Origin of the sequence: Achromobacter pestifer (assembly GCF_013267355.1) — a bacterium.
Lineage (GTDB): Bacteria > Pseudomonadota > Gammaproteobacteria > Burkholderiales > Burkholderiaceae_B > Achromobacter > Achromobacter pestifer_A.
In genome coordinates, this window is the sequence record NZ_CP053985.1 from 6,707,374 (window position 1) to 6,726,019 (window position 18,646).

An 18,646-nucleotide genomic window follows, 5' to 3' on the forward strand; every position below is an offset into this window, starting at 1 on the left:
CAATTAAAAGCGGCCCGGACCTTGCAGCTGCAAAGGTCCGCGCGGCGCGAGCCCAAGCCAGCGGGAGCCGACCGTCCGGTCAGGCGGCAACCCCGGCATAAGGCACATCGGTGTTGCCATATCGGCGGATGCGGATGTTCGCCTGCTCGCCGTGGCCTACCATGCCTTCGATGCCGCACAGCCTGGAGCAATAGCGGCCGACCAGGGCGGAAGCTTCATCCGTCAAGACCTTCTGATAGGTGCAGGTCTTGATGAACTTTCCCACCCACAAGCCCCCGGTGTAGCGCGCAGCCTTGCCCGTAGGCAGGGTGTGATTCGTGCCTATGACCTTGTCGCCGTATGCGACGTTGGTACGCGCCCCAAGGAATAGCGCGCCGTAGTTCCGCATATTGTTCAAGAAGTAGTCGGGATCTCGCGTCATGACCTGGACATGCTCGCTGGCGATAAGGTCGGCCTGCTCCACCATCTCCTCGTAGCTGTCGCACACGATTACCTGGCCGTAGTCGCGCCATGAGACGCCAGCCGTGTTCGCGGTGGGCAAGATCTTCAGCAGGCGTTCGATTTCCTGCATGGTCTCGCGAGCCAACGTTTCCGAGTTGGTGATCAGGATCGCGGGCGTGTTGTAGCCGTGTTCAGCCTGGCCAAGCAGGTCGGTAGCGCACAGCTCGGCATCGACCGAATCGTCAGCGATGACCAAGGTTTCCGTCGGCCCTGCCAGCAGGTCGATCCCGATCCGGCCGAATAGCTGTCGTTTTGCCTCGGCCACGTAAGCGTTGCCGGGGCCAATGACCATGGTCGTCGGACGAATGCTTGCCGTGCCGATGGCGAAGGCGCCAATGGCCTGCACGCCACCCAGGGTATAGATCTCGTCCGCCCCGGCCAAGTGCATTGCCGCGACCACGGCAGCCGACGGCTTGCCGTTCACCACGGGCGACGAAGCGACCACGCGCGGCACACCCGCAACCTTTGCCGTGACCACGCCCATATGCGCCGACGCAACCAGCGGGAATTTCCCCCCCGGCACATAGCAGGCCACGCTTTCCACCGGAAGATTCTTATGCCCGAGAATGACCCCTGGGAGGGTCTCGACCTCGACATCGCGCATGGATTCCTTCTGGAGCTGGGCAAAATTGCGTATCTGCTTTTGCGCAAAGCGGATGTCGTCGAGCTGCCCCGCGCTTAATTGCGCCATACAGTCTTGAATCTGAACATCCGTGAGCCTGAAAGATTCGGGCGCCCATTGGTCGAACTTCCGGGAGTACTCGAGGAGCGCCTCGTCCCCTCGCTTCCCGATATCGGCAAGAATGCCGCTGACCGTGCTTTGCACCTGCGCCGCATCGGACTCCGATTGCTCTTCCGTACGCCCTTGCTTCAGAAACCGAACCATCGCTTGCTCCAAGTTGATGAAAAGTTAGCTATCCGACATTCACGATTGCGCATCGAGTGCAAAAATTGCTATATTTTGCATTTCCGTTTGCGTCAATTATGGTGCAACTCAAAGTGCAAATGCAGTGCAAATAATCGGTAAAAACCCTCGACACAAGGCCCGCCATGCATGACGACGACGAGTCGGCTCCCCAGAAGAAAAAGTTGAAGGACGTTGCAGATCGCGCGGGAGTCGCCGTGTCCACCGTCTCGCGGGCACTATCCGGCCACCCTGCAATCAGCGCCGCCACGCGCGATGCCGTTCAGGAGGCGGCGGCACAATTGGGATATCGCTTGCCCATGCAGGGCAGAAAGCTGCGCAAGGCCGCGACGAAAGTCATCGGAGTCGTGGTGGAAGCGCTGCACAACCCATTCATCACGTCCTTGATCGCTCATTTGCATGATGCGTTCGACGAAGCCGGCTACCACATGATTCTCATCATCGATTCGATGAGCGAGTCGAACTGCCTGCAAAAGCTGCGTCCGCTTGTCGATGGCTATCTGGATGGGCTAGTGCTGGCAACCGCGACGCTGGATTCTCCTATCGTCACGGAACTGAAACGCCGAGCCATTCCTCTCGTTCTTGTCATCCGCTCAGTCGACAACTCGAACGTCGATACCGTGGAAATCGACAACGTTCATGCAGGGGCCGAAGCGGCACGTCATCTTTTTGAGCTGGGCCATAGACGGATCGGGCTGGTCATGGGCCAACGCAATACTTCAACCAGTCGCGACAGATCGGAAGGCGCCTTGATCTGGCTGGAAAGCCAGGGAATTCGTCGCCAGGACATCCCGCTGATTTTTGGCATGTACACCATGGAAAGCGGCTATTCGAGCGCCATGACCCTGCTGTCTGGACCGCAGCCCGTTTCCGCGATCATTGCAGGCAATGACACCATGGCGCTGGGCGTGCTTGAAGCGGCCAAGCGCAAGGGAATCGCAGTGCCGCAGCAGCTGTCAGTCTTGGGATTCGACGATATGCCCCTGGCGGGCACGCACGTGATGTCCCTCACGACAATCCGGCAACCGGTTGAAACGATGGCTCGCACCGCCGCTCGACGGCTGCTGGATCGCATCAATGGACCAATACCCACGACGGTATCGCGGGATGTGCTGCCTATCCACCTGATCCAGCGTGAAACAACGGCGGCCTGCCTCAGCGCGCCGGTTGGTTCTCAAAGTCAAAGGACTCACTCGCAAACTCGGTGACCTTCCACACAGGATCATGCTCTGGTCAGGGGCTGTTCAAACCTGGTGGGCGGTCGACCCCAGAATGCGCTCGGCGCAGCGCGCCCAGTACAGCAGCCGCGCATCTTCCTTCACGAAGCCGACCATCTGGAAGCCCAGCGGCAGGCCGTTGGGGCCGCGCGCGACGGGCAAGGTGATGGACGGGTTGTGCAGCAGGGACCAGATGCGGATGAAGGCCGAGCTGCCGGTGGAGCTGGCCGGCGGCGCCTCGCCCAGCGTGGACGGCATGGCGACCGCGTCGACCTCGCGCGCGGCATCGTAGAAATCGCGGCGGCAGGCGTCGGCGGCGTCCAGCGCGGCGGCGTAGTCGGCCGCGGATAGCCCCTCGCCCATGGTCAGGTACTCGATCAGCCCGGGATCGCACAGCGCCGCATGGTCGCGCTTGAGCGCGGCGTACTCGCGCGCCAGGTCGTAGGCCATGATCACGTCCTGCGCCTCGCCCATGGTGTCGAAGGCCGGCGGCATGGCCAGCTCGGTGACTGTCACGCCTGCGGCAGCCAGCGTGCGCAGATTGGCCTCGAAGCTCTCGCGCATGCAGGGCTCGGTGTCGGCCCAGTCCTTCGGCCGCCATACGCCCAGGCGGAAATCGCTGCGCAGCGTCGAGGCCGGATCGAAGCGCGGGTCGCCGGTGAACGCGCGCATGAACAGCGCCGCATCGTCGACCGAGCGCGAGATCGGACCGATCACGTCCAATACCCGCGAATAGCGCCGGATCGCCACGTAGGGAATGGCGTCCAGCGTGGGCTTGAAGCCCACCGCGCCGCAGAACGCCGACGGCCGCAGGATGGAGCCCGCCGTCTGCGTGCCGATGGACAGTGGCGCCATGAAGTCGGCGACGGCCGCCGCCGAGCCGGCCGAGGACGCGGCCGGCGTGCGGGTCAGGTCATGCGGGTTGCGCGCGGGCCCCGGCAGCATGATGGCATGGCGCGACACGGTGTTCTTGCCCAGCACGTTAAAGCCCAGTGCCTGCGCCTGCGTCACCACGGGCGCGTCCGCCTCGGGCTGGCGGCCGGGGAAGATCTCGGGATCGCCCAACTCGGTGGGCATGGCCGCCGTGTCGATGGTGTCCTTGATGCCCAGCGGCACGCCGTCCAGCGCGCGCCGCCGGCCATGGCGGTCCCATTCCCGGGCGCGGGCCAGCGCGCCCTCGGCGTCCACTCGCACCCAGGCCTTGACGCCGCCGTTGCGTTCCTCGATGCGGTCCAGGCAGGCGCGCGCCCAGGCCTCGCAGGTCAGCCTGCCCTGCTCCAGCGCGGCCAGGCCCTGGGTGGCGGTCAAAGTGGCGATGGCGCCGGGCGCCGGGCGGCGCGCAACGGACGCCGGGGAAACACTCGTGTCGGAAGTACGCAAGATACGGCTCCTGGAAAGGATGCAGGAAAGGGACGCTAGGCGCCTGACGGCTGGGCATGGCCGCCCCGCCCTATATACAAATCGCTCATATGCTGGTTGGCCAGCAACGCCTGCCCCGTGTCGGTCAGCACGATGCGGCCGGAATCCAGGATGTAGCCGCGGTCGCTGAACGCCAGCGCCTGGCGCGCGCGCTGCTCCACCATCAGCACGCCCACGCCGATCTGCGGCAGGCGCCGCACTTCGGCAAACACTTGCTCGGTCAGCGCCGGCGACAAGGCGGCCGACGGTTCATCCAGCACCATCAGCCGCGGCGAGGACATCAGCGCGCGGGCGAAGGCCAGTTGCTGGCGCTCGCCGCCGGACAGGTTCTCGGCGTGGGTCTTGCGCCGCCCGGCCAGGGCGGGAAACAAGTCGAACATGTCGCGGATGCGCTTTTCGCGCGCCTGCACGTGTTCAACCACCTGCAGGTTCTCCAGCACGGTCAGCGCGCCGAACACATTGCGCACCTGCGGCACATAGGAAATGCCGATGCGCACGCGCTCCTCGACCGGCAGCGTGAGCAGGTCGCGGCCATCGAAGGCCATGGCGCCGGCGATGCGCGGCAGCAGGCCCATCACCGCCTTGACCAGCGTGGACTTGCCCGCGCCGTTGGTGCCGGCGATGGTGACGATCTCGCGCGGCGCCACGTGCATGTCGATGCCGGACACGATATCGACCTCGCCGTAGCCGCCGGACAGGCCTTGCATGACGAGCTGGCTCATATCACTCCCCCCATGTACGCTTCGCGCACCTGTTCATTGGCCAGGACGCTGTCGGGCGAGCCTTCGGCGATGACCCGCCCGCGGTCCATGACGTACATGCGCGGCACGATGCGCGACAGCTCTTCCAGGTTGTGTTCGATGATGGCGACGGTCAGGCCGCGCTGGTTCAGCTCCACGATGCGCGCCGATAGCTCTTCGATCAGCACCGGATTGACGCCGGCGAACGGTTCGTCCAGCAGGATGCAGCGCGGCTCCAGCATCAGCAGCCGCCCCAGCTCCAGCAGCTTCTTCTGGCCGCCCGAGAGTTTCCCCGCGGGCTCGTCCGCCACGCGCGACAGGTTCAGGAAGGCCAGCAATTCGTGCACCCGCTCCGCGTTGCGCGCCTCTTCGCGGGCGACTTCGCGGCGGGCGAAGACCAACGCCGCCAGCTTTTCGCCGCGCTGGTCCGGCGCGGCGGCCATCATGTTGTCGAAGACCGTCAGCTGGCTGAACTCGCGCGGCACCTGGAAGGTGCGCGCCAGGCCCCGGCGCACGCGCTGGTGCACCGCCACGCCCGTGATGTCTTCATCGGCGAAGCGCACCGACCCGGAACTGGGCGGGATGTAGCCCGTGACCACCGAGAACAGCGTGCTCTTGCCCGCGCCGTTGGTGCCGATCACCCCGACCATTTCACCCTTGCGCACTTCCAGCGACACGTCGTCCAGCGCCTTGAAGCCGCCGAAACTGGCGCTCAGCCCTTTGATGCAAAGCAGCGTCATGCCTTTCTCCTGCGGGTGGTGCTTGTGTTGCCGAAAATGCCCTGGGGCCGGTAAAGCACCACGCAGATGAGCGCCAGGCCGATGACGCCGATGCGCACGCTGGCCATCTGCACCTCCGAGATGCCGCCGACGAAGTCGCGCACAAAGCGCGAGCCTTCCAGGAACCCGACCAGCAGCACCGTGCCAGCCACCACGCCGCTCAGCCGCCCCACCCCGCCCAGGATGATGGCGATCCAGATGTAGAAGGTGATCAGCGGCACGAACTGTTCCGGACTGATGAAGGTCAGGTAGTGCGCCTGGAAGGCGCCCGCCAGGCCGGCCAGCCCCGCGCCCAGCATCAGCGAACGGGTCTTGAAACGGGCCGGATCCTTGCCCAGTGCCCGCACCGCCACCTCGTTGTCGCGCACCGCCTCGATCACGCGGCCGAAGGGGCTGCGTATCACCAGGTGGATCAGGAGCAAGGCGCCGGCGTTGACCGCCAACAACAGCAGCATGATCCACAGGTCCACCGTCTGCGGCGAGGCCCAGCCCGCGAACAGCCGCGGGATGCCCGGCAGGCCGTGCATGCCGCGCGTCAGCCATTCCTCGGTCTGCAGCATCATGCGCACCGACTCCGAGAAGCCCAGCGTCACGATGGCGAGGTAGTCGCTGCCCAGCCGCAAGGCGATCATGCCCAGCGGCCAGGCCGCCAGCGCCGCGAAGGCGGCGGCCGCCGCCATGGAGATGGGTATGGGCACGCCCTTGAGCGACAGCAGGGCCGAGGTATAGGCGCCGATGGCGAAGAAGCCGACGTGGCCGAAGTTGATCAATCCGGTGAACCCGTAGTGCAGCGACAGGCCGAAGGCCAGCAGCATGTAGATCAGGATCCCGATGGCGATTGCAATCAGATAGGCTTCCATGATTTCACCTCGCCGCCATCGGACGGCCGAAGATGCCCTGGGGACGCAGCAGCAGCACGCACAGCAGCACCGCGAAGGCGAACACGATCTTGTAGGCCGGCCCGACCACCAGGCTGGCGACTTCCTGCGCAATGCTGAACACCATGATCCCGACGATGGCGCCCACCGGATTGCCGATGCCGCCCAGGATCACGGCCGCGAACATGGGCATCAGCAGTTCCCAGCCCAGCTCGGGGATCACCACCGCCTTGATGCCCAGCAGCACGCCGCCCAGCCCGCAATAGGCGCCGGCGATGCTCCACAACGTGATCATCACGCGCCGCCCGCGTATGCCGCTGGCCGCGGCCAGTTCCGGGTTGTCCGCCACCGCCCGCATGCGCCGCCCGGTGGGCGTCATATGCATCAGCGCAAACACCAGCGCCAGCGCCGCCACCGCCGTGCCGACGATATACAGGTCGGTGGGCAGGATGCGCACGCCGCCGAAATTCCAGGCGCGCGTCAGCGGCATGTCGAAGGTGTACTGGTCCTGCCCGGCGAAGAAGGTGATCGTGCTGCGCAGCGCGAACGCCACGCCGATGGACGCGATCAGGCGCGACACGTTGGAGCGCGACTCCAGCGGCCGGAACACCCAGGCATAGAAGAAAAGGCTGACCAGGATCGTGGCGGCGACGGCGGCCAAGCCGCCCGCCAGCATCGATCCGCCGGCCAGCGCCTGCGTGAAGACGGCCACGTAGGCACCCAGCGTCATGTAGTCGCCGCTGGCGGCGTTGGGAAAGCGGGCGATGCCGAACACCAGCGTGATCGCCAGTGCCGGCAAGGCCAGCAGCATCCCGATCACAACGCCGTTGATCGCGGCGTTGATGACGGTGATTGCATCCATACTTGTGTTCCCCTAGTGTTTCTTATGGTCAGACTTGGCCTGCGATGACTTCTTTGAGCACCAGCTTGCCGTCGCGGATGTCGAAGACGCCAAAGTCCGGCACGGTCTCGCCCTGCTTGCCGAAATCCAGGCGCGAGGACGCGCCGTCGTAGTCCACCGGCTTGCCGGCGCGCAGCAGCGCCTGGCCTTGCGCGAAACCGCTGACCTTTTCGCCGCCGCCCTGCGCGGTCACGGCGCGGATCTTGCCGTTGATGGCGGCCACGTCCGCGGTCGGCCCGGCCGTCTCGATGGCCAGCGCCAGCGTGATCACCATGTCGTAGGACTGCGAGGCGAAGATGTCCGGCTCGCGCTTGGTGCGCTTGCGGAATTCGGCGGCGAAGGTCTTGTACGCCTGGTGTTCGTGCGCGGCGACGTTGGAGATCGAAATGATGCCCTCGGTGGCCTCCTTGCCCAGGGCCTTCACCAGGTCTTCGTTGGCGGTCCAGCCGGGCATGATGAACTTGCAGTCCTGGCCGGTCTGGAACCATTCCTTCAGGATGATGGTGGCGTCGGGCCGGTAGGCGCTCAGCGAGATCACGTCGGGCTTGGAGGCCAGCACCTTGGTCAGCTCGGTGCGGTAGGTGGTCTGGTTGGGTTCGTAGATGGTGAAGGCGCTGACCTTGCCGCCCTTCTCCTGCCAGGCATCACGGAAGTAGTTGGCCTGTCCCACAAACGTGGAGTTATTGAAGGCCATGACCGCCGGCCGCTTGAAGCCGCGCTGCCGCGCCACTTCGGCGAAGGCGCGGCCGAACACGGCGTTGGACGCCTGGTACATCCAGGCCAGGCCGAGCTTGTTCTCGGTCAGCATTTCGGGCGCGCCGCAGGTATTCATGGTGATGAGGCCGGCCGCGTTGGTGATGGGCATGGCGGCCAGGCCCACCGACGAGGGCCAGATGCCGACCACCGCCTCGACCTTGTTGATCTCGATCAGCTTCTTCACCGCCAGCACGGCGGCATCGGGCTTGGTCTGGTCGTCCTCGGCATAGAGCTGGATCTTGCGGCCGGCCGCGCCGCCGGCGGCGTTGACCTCGTCAATCGCGATCTTGATGGCTTCCAGCATGGCCGGCCCGTAGGGGCCGCCGACGCCGGTGATGGAATTGAGCGCCCCCAGCCGGAACGGCTGGGCCGACTGCGCCCGGACCAGGGAGGGAACGACGCCGCAGGCGGCCAGCGCGGCGCTGGCCGCGATGAAGCCGCGGCGGGAAAGAGTGGTGGGCTGTGTCATGAAGGTTCCTTGCGGCGTGAACATCTTTGTTCAACTTCGAATAGCCGCCGGCGTCTTTTAGGCCGGCGTCCCCTTGGAGCTTGGATTCGACTTCGATACTGCCTGCTGCGGTTGACTGGCTACGCGATGACTCCCCTGGCGCGCATGCCGGCAATCCTGTCCTGCGGCACGCCAAAGCGCCGCAGCACCTCGTCGGTATGCTGGCCCATCAGCGGCGCCGCGGTGCGCAAGGCGCCCGGCGTTTTGGAAAACTTGGTTGGAATGCCGATGGTCTTCATCTTGCCCAGCGCGGGGTGCTCCAGTTCCTGCACCATGCCGCGCGCCAGGTAATGCGGGTCCTGCATGGCTTGGCCGAAGTCGTTGATTGGGCCGCAAGGCACCGAGGCCCGCTCGCAGCGTTCAATCCATTCGGCGGCGTCGGCGCGCGCGAACTCCGCTTCCAATATGGGTTCCAGTTCGGCGATATGGGTCAGCCGGTCGGAGTTCGTGATGAAGCGCGGATCGGTAATCAGCTCGGGACGTTCCAGCACGTCCGCGCACAGACGCTCCCAGGTGCGCTGGTTGGCCGCGCCTATCATGATGAAACCCTGGCGCGTGTTGAACGCCTGGTACGGCGCCGATACCCGGTGGCGACTGCCGGTGCCTTCCGGCACCGTGCCGTCGGCGAAGTAGGCGGCGGCCTCCCAGACGAACCAGGGCAGCCCGCACTCGGCCAGCGCGATGTCGATGTGCTGGCCCTCGCCCGTCTTCATCTGGTGGATGCAGGCGGCCAGGATGGCGTAGACCGCGGTCAACCCCGCCCCCACGTCATAGATGGCGATGCCCGACTTCAAGGGCCGCCCGCCGGGCTCGCCCGTCATGCTCATGATGCCGCTCATGCCCTGGGCCACCAGGTCGAAGCCGCCCTTGCCCGCGGAGGGCCCGGAATGGCCGTAGCCGGAGATGGAGCAATACACCAGGCGCGGATTGATGCGCGACAGCGTTTCGTAGTCCACGCCCAGCGACTTGGTCACGCCCACGCGGTAGTTCTCGACCACCACGTCGGCCCAGCGGGCCAGCTCGTACAGCACTTCGCGGGCCTCGGGGTCCTTCAGGTTCAGCGCCACGCCCTGCTTGTTGCGGTTGATCTGCGCGAAACAGGTGGACTCGCCGTTCACGTAGGGGCCCATCTCGCGGGAATCGTCGCCGGCGCCGGTCTTCTCGACCTTGATCACTTCCGCGCCCAGGTCGGCCAGCACCATGGTGCAATACGGGCCGGCCATGATCTGCGAGAGGTCCAGGATCTTGATGCCGGCAAGGGGGGATGCAGCTTGAGTCATATGCGGTCCGTCTCGGGTCGGTGGCCGGTTCAGCGGCCGATGAATTCGGGAATGCGCTTGGCGGCGAAGGCTGCGCGGCCGCGCCGGTAGTCCTCGGTGCCGAAGCAGGCGTAGGCTTCGCCGCGTTCGTCCTGGGTCAGCGCGCGCCCTTCGCGCAGCTGGCCCACGAAGCGCTTGTGCCAGCGGTTGACCAGCGGCGCCGCCGCGGCGATGCGGCGGGCGGTGGCGTAGGCCTGCTCGGCCACGCGCTCGTCGTCCACGATACGGCTCAACAGGCCCTTGGACATGGCTTCGTCGGCGCCGAAGATGTTCCCTTCCAGCAGGATCTCCAGCACGCGCGCGGCGCCCACCACGCGGATCAGGTCGGCCAGTTCCTGGTGGTCCACGGTCAGCCCGATCCGGTTCACCGGGATGCCGTAGCGGCTGTTGCGCCCACCGATACGGATGTCGCACAGGGCGGCCAGCTCCAGCCCGCCGCCCACGCACACGCCTTCGATGCAGGCCACCGTCGGATGGCGCAGGTGCTTGAGCGTGTCGGTCATGGACAGGGTGAAGAGCGCGTACTCGGCGGCCTGCGCGGCGCCATCGCGGTCTTCCTCGAAGCCGCCGATGTCGCTGCCGGCGCAGAAGGCGCCGCCCGCGCCGCGCAGCACCACGCAGCGCACCGTATCGTCGGCGTCCAGTTCGCGCATGACCCGGCCGAACTCCCGGTACATGTCCAGCGTGAACGCGTTGCGCTTTTCCGGGCGGTTCATCAGCACGGTGGCCACGCCATCGGCGTCGCGGCTCAGGTCTATGCTCATGCCGCGTCCTCCAGGCGCAGTTCGGTGCCCTTGAGCACCACCCTGCCGTCCAGCTCCAGCGTGGCGTCGGTGACGATGGTGTCGTAGTGCGCCGCCGCCTTGACGGTGCCGCCGATATAGGCGCTGGTGCCCAGCGCCAGCTGGATCGAGCCGTAGACCGATTCGTCGGACAGCATGGTGCCGTCCAATTGGCAACGCGGATTCATGCCCACGCCCAGTTCGCCCAGGTTGTAGACCTGCGGATCGTTGAAGCTGGCCAGCAGCTCGCGGAACTGGCGCGCCACCGCGCCGCCCTCGATCGCCACCGCCATGCCCTTCTCCATATGGATGCGCACGGGCTCGTCGCGAATCAGCGAGACGCCAGGGATGCTGGCGTTGACCACGATCACGCCTTCGGCCGTGCCTTCCACCGGCGCCAGGCTGGACTCCAGGCAATAACCCGCCGAAATGTCGGTGGTATTGGCAAAGCCGTGCAGCGCGCGGCCGCGGCGGCCAGCAATGCTCATGGTCACGTCGGTGCCAAGTTCGCTGGTGACGCGGGCCGTGTCGGCGCGGGTCAGCGCGTCGGCCAGCCCCTGGATCTGCGGGCGCAGCGCGTCGAAGTCGCAGTCCCAGCCTTCGGCCAGGAAGAAGTCGGGCAGATGCGATTCGGGCAGCACGATCACGCCGACCCCGGCGCGCGTGGCCTGCTGGCGCGCATCGGTATGCGCGGCGTTGGCGCGCGTCAGCGCGATGACCAGGTCGGCCCCTTGCATGGCCTGGGCCACCACTGGCGACAACTGCCGGCCGTGGCGTGCGGAGCCCGCGATCTGCAGCAGGTGCAGGCCGGCGCCCGCCTCGTCCACCGCGATGGCCAGGGGCTCGACGTTGTGGTGGGTGTGCAGGTCGTACAGCACCAGCACTTCCATGCCCGGTTTGGCCGCGCCCAGTTGGCTGACCACCTTGCGGGCGTTCTTCAGTTTCAACAGTGTGTGCATGGCGCGCTCCTCAAGCCGCTTGCGACGCGCGGGCGTCGGCGATGCGCTGGGCGTCGGCCACCGCGCGCCCGAGGATGTCCAGGCCGCGGGCCAGTTCCTCGTCGGTAATCGAGAGCGGCGCCAGGAAGCGGATCACGTTGCCGTAAAAGCCCGCCTTCACCAGCACCAGCCCGCCCTGGTAGGCGGCCTGCACGATGTGGGCTGCCAGGTCGCCGGCGGGACTGTCGTCGCCGTTGCCACGCACGACCTCGAACGCCACCATGGCGCCCAGGCCGCGCACGTCGCCGACGATGCCGAACTGTCCGGCCCAGTCCGTGAAGCGTGCGCGCACCCGGCCGCCCAGGTCGCGGGCACGCGCCGCGTAGTCCTCGCGCCGCATGACCGCGATGGTGGCGAGCGCCGCGGCGCAAGCCAGCGGATTACCGCCATAGGTGCCGCCCAAGCCGCCCACGGCGGGCGCGTCCATCAGGTCGGCGCGCCCCACCAGCGCCGCTATCGGCAGCCCTCCGCCCATGGACTTGGCCAGGGTGTAGAGGTCCGCTTCGATGCCGCCATGCTGGGTGGCGAACCATTCCCCGGTGCGGCAGAAGCCCGACTGGATCTCGTCGGCAATCAGCACGATGCCGTGTTGGGTGCAATAGGTGCGCAGCGCCTGCAGGAAGGCGGGCGGCGCGGCATGGAAACCGCCCTCGCCCTGCACCGGCTCGATGATCACCGCGGCGAGCTGTTCCGGTGTGATCTCGGTTTCGACCAGGCGGCGGAACTCACTGAAGGCGGCCTCGGCGCATTCGGCTTCGGTCAGCCCCGAGCGGTAGCGCACCGGGAACGGCGCGCGGTAGACCTCGGCCGCGAACGGACCGAAGCCGGTCTTGTAGGCGGGCGCCTTGGCGGTCAGCGACAGCGCCATGTAGGTGCGGCCGTGGAAGGCGTTCTCGAAGGCCACCACCGCCTGCCGGCCGGTGGCGCGGCGCGCCACCTTGATGGCGTTTTCCACGGCTTCGGCGCCCGTGGTCTGCAGCATGGCCTTCTTCGGCCAGGCTCCCGGAACCAGATCGACCAGCGCTTCGGCCAGCTCGATGTATTCCGGATACATGACGATGTTGAAGCAGGTGTGCAGATAGCGCGCGGCCTGCGCCTGGACGGCGGCCACCACCTCGGGGTGCGCATGGCCGACGTTCAGCGTGCCGATGCCACCGGCGAAATCGATGTAGGCGTTGCCGTCCAGGTCGGTCAGCGTGGCGCCGCGGGCAGCGGCGGCGAACACCGGGGGCCCGTTGGCCACGCCCAGGGCGACGGCGGCATTGCGCCGGGCCAGGTATGCCTGGCACTGCGGGCCGGGAAGTTGAGGGGACTGCGCGGCATCTTTCATTGCCCTGGGCTCCTTGGATGAGTGGGTACGGCGACGAAGTGAAGCCACTATATTCTTGTGCGTTTTATTGTGTCAATGATGATTTACAACTACGCACTCTAAATTGTGCACAATTTTGAGTTCAAAAAAATGCTATGCTTTGAGCCACTCAACCCAGGTGCCTACATGCCCAACAAACGCGCGACTGCCTCTGCCGACGCCGCCGCCCCCGAAACACGCAAGGCGGCTTCCACCCACGAAGTCATACTGGATATGCGGGAACGCATTGCGTCGCAGGCCTTGCTGCCCGGCACCCGCGTGCCGGAAGAAGACCTGGCGCAGGCCTACGAGATTCCGCGCGCCAAGGCGCGCGAAGTGCTGGCGACGCTGGAAGACCGCGCGCTGGTGGAACGGGTGCCCAACAAGGGCGCCGTGGTGGCCCTGGTCGACATGGAAACGACCTACCGCCTGTATCAGGTGCGCGAGGCGCTGGATGGCCTGGCGGTGCGGCTGGCGATGGCCAATGCCACGCCCGAGGATTGGGCGGCGATGCAGGCCCTGCTGGGCGAGCCCTTCGAACAGAGCCTGAAAAGCGGCGACATCGAGGCCCACGTGGCCACGATCGAGCAGTTCCGCAACCACATCAAGGAATTGGCGCGCAATCCGGTACTAAGCGACATGATCGAGCGCATCTACGACCGCACCCGCGTGTCGATGCGCCGCGTGGCCTTGCTGCCGGGCCGTTCAGAGATGGGGATCAAGCAATACCGCGCCCTGCTGGACGCCATGGTGCGCGGCGACGCCGACGAGGCCGAGCGCTGCGTGCGCGAACTGAACGGCAGCGCCCGCGACTATATCGAGCGCTACAAGAACTACGTCATCTGAAGCGGCACGGGCCGGCCCCTTGCGGGCCGGCCGCGGACGAACCCGCGCCTCAGGGCGCGGCGGGCTCGTCGTAGTTGTTGAGCTTGACGCCCGAAACGCCCTGAACCGCGGAAGACGCGGCCGGGGCTTTCTTTTCCGCGGCGGGAGCCTGCGCGGCGGCCGCGCCCGGCTCCGGACTGGCCGGCGCGCTCACTGCCGCGCCCGCCTGCGCCCCCACCGCCTCGGCGCCCTCTTCGGCCGGCCGCGACGCGCGCAGCTTGCGGCGGGTTTCTTCTTGCTGGGCGATCAGCTTGTCCAGTTCCGCCGCCACTGCCGTGGACTTGCCCGTCCTGGCCCAATCGGCCGGAGTCTGGCCCTTGGTATCGCGCGAGCCCACGTCCGCCCCCGCCTTGAGCAGCAGGTCCACCATGGGCTTGCGGCCGGACAGCGCCGCCATCATCAGCGGCGTTTCGCCATTGGGCGCGGGCGCGTTGACCATGGCTTTGTGCGCCAGCAACAGGCGGGCCATTTCCAGCTGGCCCTTGGACGCCGCGTAGTGCAAAGGCGTCCAGCCCAGGCGGTTGACCTGGGCGCCGCGGGCGATCAGCTTCTTGGCGCGCTCGGTCTGGCCGGCGATGGCCAGGTACATCAGCGGCGTCTCGCCCGCCGGGTTCTCGGCGTTGACGTCGGTGCGCTTGTCGGCGGCGATCACGTCGAACACCTTCCAGGCGCCGTCAACCACCGCGCGCATCAGCGCCGGCTGGCCATTCTTGTAGCGCACGTTGGGATCCTCGCCGCGCGCCAGCAGTTCCTTGATGTCGTCCGGATAGTCATTGGCGACATAGACCCACCAATCGCCGGGGTTGGCCGCCTGCGCCGCGGCCGGAACCGCCATACCGACGGCCAGCGCCAGCAGCGCTCCACGGCAACACGACAAGAGGGTGTTCTGGACGGAAGCGTTGCGGGCAGCCATGGATTTCCTATAAATTACTTTAAATAAATTAGATTAGATTACTTCTTTATCTTATTGAAAAGACGGAAGAAATTATCCGTTGAAGCACGCGCAACCTCAGCCACCGATATGCCCCTGAGATCCGCGATCTTCTCGGCCACGTGGATCACCTTGGACGGGTCGTTCAGCTTGCCCCGGTACGGCACGGGCGCCAGGTACGGCGAGTCCGTCTCGATCAGCAAGCGGTCCAGCGGCACCTTGGCGGCCACTTCATGCACGATCTGCGCATTCTTGAAGGTCACGATGCCCGACAGGGAAATATAGAAGTTCTGGTCCAGCGCGGCCTGTGCCACTTCCCAATTTTCGGTAAAGCAATGCATCACGCCGCCGACCTCGGCCGCCTGCTCTTCGCGCAGCATGCGCACGGTGTCCTCGGCGGACGAGCGCGTGTGCACGATCAGGGGCAGGCCCGTGTCGCGCGCGGCGCGGATGTGGCGGCGGAAGCGCTCGCGCTGCCAATCCAGGGGTTCGGACAGGCGGTAATAGTCCAGCCCAGTCTCGCCGATGGCCACGACCTTCGGATGCTCGGACAGGCGCGCCAGCTCTTCGGGCGTGGGGTCCGGCGTGTCTTCGTAATCGGGGTGCACGCCGACCGAGGCCCACAGATTGGCCTGCGGCTCGACCAGCGACATCAGCCCCGGCCATTCCGGCATGTTGACGCTGACGACCAGCGCATGCGTGACCTGGTTGGCGGCCATCCGGTCGAGAATGGCCGGCAGGTCGGCGGCCAGTTCCGGAAAGTTCAAATGGCAGTGGGAATCGACGTACATGATGAGTCTGGATACAAGTGCCGCGGCGCTGCGCCCTTTGCCGGACGAAGCGCCGCCGGGTCAAGGGCTTACGCCAGGCAGGATAGCACCACGCGCTGCAAGGTCGCGTGGGCGAAGAGCTTGGCGTTCAAGGGATGGGTGGCCAGCGCGCGCTGGCGCGTCAGCCAGCGTGCGGCCTCGGCCACCTTGGCTGGGTTCATGCGCGTGGCGACCTGCGCGACCGTGCCGCCCAGCGCCGGGAAGTAGCGTGCGGGCGCCCCGGCGCTGGCCAGCATCAGATCCGTATACAGGCGCTGCAAGGCGTCGATCCATTCGATCGCCGCCACCTTTTCCAGGGCCTCGGCCAGCGTGCCCACATCGGGCGACTGGCCCTTGGACAACGGGCCGACCAGTTGCGTCAACCACGGCGGGCAAGCCGCCTCGCCCGACTGGGCAAGGCGCAGCGCCGCCAGCGGCGCACCGCCCGCGGCAGCCAGCCATTCGCGAGCCGGCTCCACGTTCTGTTCGCGCAGCCATTGCAGCGCGGTGTCGGCGTCCGGCGCCGGCAGCGGCAGGCGCCGGCAGCGCGACACCAAGGTGGGCAAGAGCCGGTCCGGCGCGTCCGCGACCAGCAGGAAGACCGTGTGCGGCGGCGGCTCTTCCAGCACCTTGAGCAAGGCGTTGGACGACACCACGTTCAGCGCATGGGCCGGGTACAGCAGCGCCACGCGCCAGCCGCCGCGGTGCGTGGCGGTGTTGAACCAGGACTCCAGCGAGCGGATCTGGTCTATGCGTATTTCCTTGGACGGCGCGCGCTTGGCCGTGCCCGTGGCGGGCTCGGCGTCTTCCGAGGGCTCGGCGGCGTCCGCGCCCTCTTCCACGGCCACGGCCTCGGGGCGGATGCGGCGCAGGTCGGGATGGTTGCCGCTGGCGAACCAGGCACAGGCGGCGCAACGGCCGCAGGCCAATCCGTTGTCCGGGGTTTCGCACAGCAGGCTGGCCGCCGCGGCGACCGCGAAATCCAGCTTGCCGATGCCGGCCAGTCCGTGGACCAGCCAGGCGTGCGCGAAGCGGTCGCGGTTGCCCAGCCAGTTGCGCGCCGTCTCGGCCTGCCAGGGCAGGAATTGCGGCGCGTTGGACGCCGTGGCGTCCTCGTCTTTGGCGGCGCGGGTCGCGTTCATGCCGGCTGCCCCAGCAGTTCGCGCAGCCCCGCCTCCAGGCCGGTACGGATCTGGGCGATGGACTGGGTCGAATCGACGATGCGGATGCGCTGCGTATCGGCCGCGGCGCGCGCGTGGTAAGCCTCGCGGGTGCGCTCAAAAAAGGCCGCGCCCTCGCGCTCGAAGCGGTCCGGCTCGCGCGCGTCGGCCAGCCGGGCGCGCGCGACTTCCAGCGGCACGTCGAAGAGCCAGGTGCGGTCGGGCTGGCCGGCCTGCATCCAGGCTTCCAGCGCGGCCACGCGCGCCGCGCCCAGGCCGCGGCCGCCGCCCTGGTAGGCGTAGGTGGCGTCGGTGTAGCGGTCGCAGACCACCCAGGCGCCGCGCGCCAGGGCCGGTTCGATGACCTGGTGCAGGTGCTCGCAGCGGGCGGCGAACATCAAGAGCGTCTCGGTGTCCAAGCCCATGGCGTCGGTCAGCAGCAAGGCGCGCAGTTTCTCGCCCAACGGCGTGCCGCCGGGTTCGCGGGTGGACACCACGTCCAAGCCCTGCGCGCGCAGGAAATCGGCGATCCAGACGGTATGCGTGCTCTTGCCCGCGCCGTCCACGCCCTCCAGCGTGATAAAGCGTCCGCGCGTGGTCATTGGTCTTGTCCTTGTGCTTGTGCCTGTCCCTGGTCCGGCTCGGGCGGGGTGTCCGCGGCCGCGGCGGGCGCAGGGCTAGCGGGAGCGGCCGAGCCATTGGCCGGGCTGCCGTTGGCTGCGCCGCGGTTCGAGGCCGGGCTGGGCGCGGCATTCTGGCCCTGGCCCAGGATATAGCGGGAAACGTTGCGGTTGTGCTCGTTCAGGTTGACCGAAAACTCGCTGGTGCCGTTGCCGCGGGAAACGAAAAAGAGGAACTTGTGCTGTTCCGGCTGCACCGCCGCCAGCAGCGCCGCGCGGCCGGGAGCCGCGATCGGCGTGGGCGGCAGGCCCGGACGCGTGTAGGTATTCCACGGCGTGTCGGTCTGCAGGTCGCGCTTGCGGATGCGGCCCTGGTAGGCATCGCCCATGCCGTAGATCACCGTCGGGTCGGTCTGCAGCAGCATGCCGATCTTGAGCCGGTTGGTGAACACGCCAGCCACGCGGCGGCGGTCCGGCCCATGGCCGGTTTCCTTTTCCACGATGGAAGCCAGCACCAGGGCCTCGTAGGGCGTGGTCACCGGCAGGTCCGGCTGGCGCTTGGCCCAGGTGTCCTGCAGGATGCGCTGGCCTTCCTGGTAGGCGCGGCGCAGCAGGTCGTAGTCGGTGCTGCCGGGCGTGAAGATGTAGGTATCCGGGAAGAACAGCCCTTCCGGCTGCTTGATGTCGGACCCCAGGCGTTCCATCAATTCTTCATCGGTGGTTTCGCCCAGCGTCTGCTTGACGTCCGGGTTGGCGCGCAGCGCCTGGCGGATCTGGCGGTAGGTCCAGCCTTCCAGGAAGGTGATCTGCCGCTGCGTCATGTCGCCGCGCGCCAGGCGTTCCAGCAGCTTCCACGGCGTATCGCCGTTGATGGCCTGGTAGCCGCCCGCCTTCATCTGCTTGTCGAGTTCGGACAGACGCGCCATCCAGACGAAACCAGGCTCCCAGACCGGCACGCCGGCCTCGTTCAGCGCGCGCGCCACCGTGCGCGGGCTGCTGCCCGGATCCACCACGAAATCTATCCTGTCGGCCGGCAACTGCATGGGCTTGTGCGCCCAATACCAGGCGCCGCCCACGGCCGCGGCGGCCGCCAGCGCGATCAACAGAAAAAACCACAGGACGTAAAAAAAGAGTCGCTTCTTCATAAGTGTCGGAAGTTTAATTGATCGC

At 66.9% G+C, this 18,646-nt stretch carries 18 protein-coding genes; 2 read left to right on the top strand and 16 right to left on the bottom strand.

The features are described 5' to 3' along the window. Nucleotides 1-79 precede the first annotated feature (79 nt). Entirely contained in the window at nt 80-1,387 is a 1,308-nt protein-coding gene (gene hisD / locus FOC84_RS31530; protein ID WP_173149292.1) for a histidinol dehydrogenase, read from the bottom strand. 164 nt (nt 1,388-1,551) lie between these two features. On the opposite strand from hisD, the gene FOC84_RS31535 reads away from it, so the two are divergent. Next, complete coding sequence (locus FOC84_RS31535) at nt 1,552-2,634, top strand: LacI family DNA-binding transcriptional regulator (RefSeq protein WP_173149294.1); 1,083 nt, start codon at nt 1,552-1,554, stop codon at nt 2,632-2,634. Between the two features lie 36 nt (nt 2,635-2,670). Here the strand turns inward: FOC84_RS31535 and FOC84_RS31540 are convergent, their stop codons facing one another. The 10 genes from FOC84_RS31540 to gabT form a co-directional block, all read right to left on the bottom strand. Continuing rightward, on the bottom strand, nt 2,671-4,023 hold the full coding sequence (locus tag FOC84_RS31540; protein ID WP_173149296.1) for an amidase: 1,353 nt from the start codon (nt 4,021-4,023) through the stop codon (nt 2,671-2,673). A gap of 35 nt (nt 4,024-4,058) precedes the next feature. Next, nucleotides 4,059-4,784, bottom strand: coding sequence for an ABC transporter ATP-binding protein (locus FOC84_RS31545; RefSeq protein WP_173149298.1), 726 nt, complete (start codon nt 4,782-4,784; stop codon nt 4,059-4,061). After that, entirely contained in the window at nt 4,781-5,542 is a 762-nt protein-coding gene (locus FOC84_RS31550) for an ABC transporter ATP-binding protein (RefSeq protein ID WP_173149300.1), read from the bottom strand. The genes FOC84_RS31545 and FOC84_RS31550 overlap by 4 nt, the downstream gene beginning before the upstream one ends. Next, nucleotides 5,539-6,441, bottom strand: a complete 903-nt coding sequence (locus FOC84_RS31555) for a branched-chain amino acid ABC transporter permease (protein ID WP_173149302.1) — start codon at nt 6,439-6,441, stop codon at nt 5,539-5,541. Before FOC84_RS31555 ends, FOC84_RS31550 begins: the two co-directional genes overlap by 4 nt. 4 nt (nt 6,442-6,445) lie before the next feature. Continuing rightward, nucleotides 6,446-7,321: a branched-chain amino acid ABC transporter permease gene (locus tag FOC84_RS31560; RefSeq protein ID WP_173149304.1), complete on the bottom strand. Its 876-nt coding sequence runs from the start codon at nt 7,319-7,321 to the stop codon at nt 6,446-6,448. Nucleotides 7,322-7,349: 28 nt separating this feature from the next. Then, on the bottom strand, nt 7,350-8,585 hold the full coding sequence (locus tag FOC84_RS31565) for an ABC transporter substrate-binding protein (RefSeq protein WP_438800855.1): 1,236 nt from the start codon (nt 8,583-8,585) through the stop codon (nt 7,350-7,352). 119 nt (nt 8,586-8,704) lie between these two features. Next, the gene (locus FOC84_RS31570; RefSeq protein WP_173149308.1) at nt 8,705-9,904 is read right to left on the bottom strand and encodes a CaiB/BaiF CoA transferase family protein; all 1,200 of its coding nucleotides are present in this window, start codon (nt 9,902-9,904) and stop codon (nt 8,705-8,707) included. A gap of 29 nt (nt 9,905-9,933) precedes the next feature. Next, nucleotides 9,934-10,707, bottom strand: a complete 774-nt coding sequence (locus FOC84_RS31575; protein ID WP_173149310.1) for an enoyl-CoA hydratase/isomerase family protein — start codon at nt 10,705-10,707, stop codon at nt 9,934-9,936. Next, nucleotides 10,704-11,684, bottom strand: coding sequence for an aminopeptidase (locus FOC84_RS31580; protein WP_088158229.1), 981 nt, complete (start codon nt 11,682-11,684; stop codon nt 10,704-10,706). Before FOC84_RS31580 ends, FOC84_RS31575 begins: the two co-directional genes overlap by 4 nt. A gap of 10 nt (nt 11,685-11,694) precedes the next feature. Next, the gene (gene gabT / locus FOC84_RS31585; protein WP_173149312.1) at nt 11,695-13,053 is read right to left on the bottom strand and encodes a 4-aminobutyrate--2-oxoglutarate transaminase; all 1,359 of its coding nucleotides are present in this window, start codon (nt 13,051-13,053) and stop codon (nt 11,695-11,697) included. 165 nt (nt 13,054-13,218) lie between these two features. Between gabT and FOC84_RS31590 the strand changes: the two genes are divergently transcribed. Beyond that, nucleotides 13,219-13,917, top strand: a complete 699-nt coding sequence (locus tag FOC84_RS31590) for a GntR family transcriptional regulator (protein ID WP_173149314.1) — start codon at nt 13,219-13,221, stop codon at nt 13,915-13,917. A 49-nt stretch (nt 13,918-13,966) separates the two neighbouring features. On the opposite strand, the gene FOC84_RS31595 is transcribed toward FOC84_RS31590, so the two are convergent. The 5 genes from FOC84_RS31595 to mltG form a co-directional block, all read right to left on the bottom strand. Continuing rightward, entirely contained in the window at nt 13,967-14,869 is a 903-nt protein-coding gene (locus FOC84_RS31595; protein WP_173149316.1) for an ankyrin repeat domain-containing protein, read from the bottom strand. 38 nt (nt 14,870-14,907) lie between these two features. Beyond that, nucleotides 14,908-15,678 (bottom strand): TatD family hydrolase, encoded by a 771-nt coding sequence (locus FOC84_RS31600; protein ID WP_173149319.1) that lies wholly within the window; start codon nt 15,676-15,678, stop codon nt 14,908-14,910. Between the two features lie 68 nt (nt 15,679-15,746). After that, nucleotides 15,747-16,838 carry a DNA polymerase III subunit delta' gene (gene holB, locus FOC84_RS31605; protein ID WP_173149321.1) on the bottom strand — a complete coding sequence of 364 codons (1,092 nt, stop codon included), beginning with the start codon at nt 16,836-16,838 and terminating at the stop codon, nt 15,747-15,749. After that, nucleotides 16,835-17,458 (bottom strand): dTMP kinase, encoded by a 624-nt coding sequence (tmk, locus tag FOC84_RS31610; RefSeq protein WP_173149323.1) that lies wholly within the window; start codon nt 17,456-17,458, stop codon nt 16,835-16,837. Before tmk ends, holB begins: the two co-directional genes overlap by 4 nt. Continuing rightward, complete coding sequence (mltG, locus tag FOC84_RS31615; protein WP_173149325.1) at nt 17,455-18,621, bottom strand: endolytic transglycosylase MltG; 1,167 nt, start codon at nt 18,619-18,621, stop codon at nt 17,455-17,457. Before mltG ends, tmk begins: the two co-directional genes overlap by 4 nt. Nucleotides 18,622-18,646 lie beyond the last annotated feature (25 nt).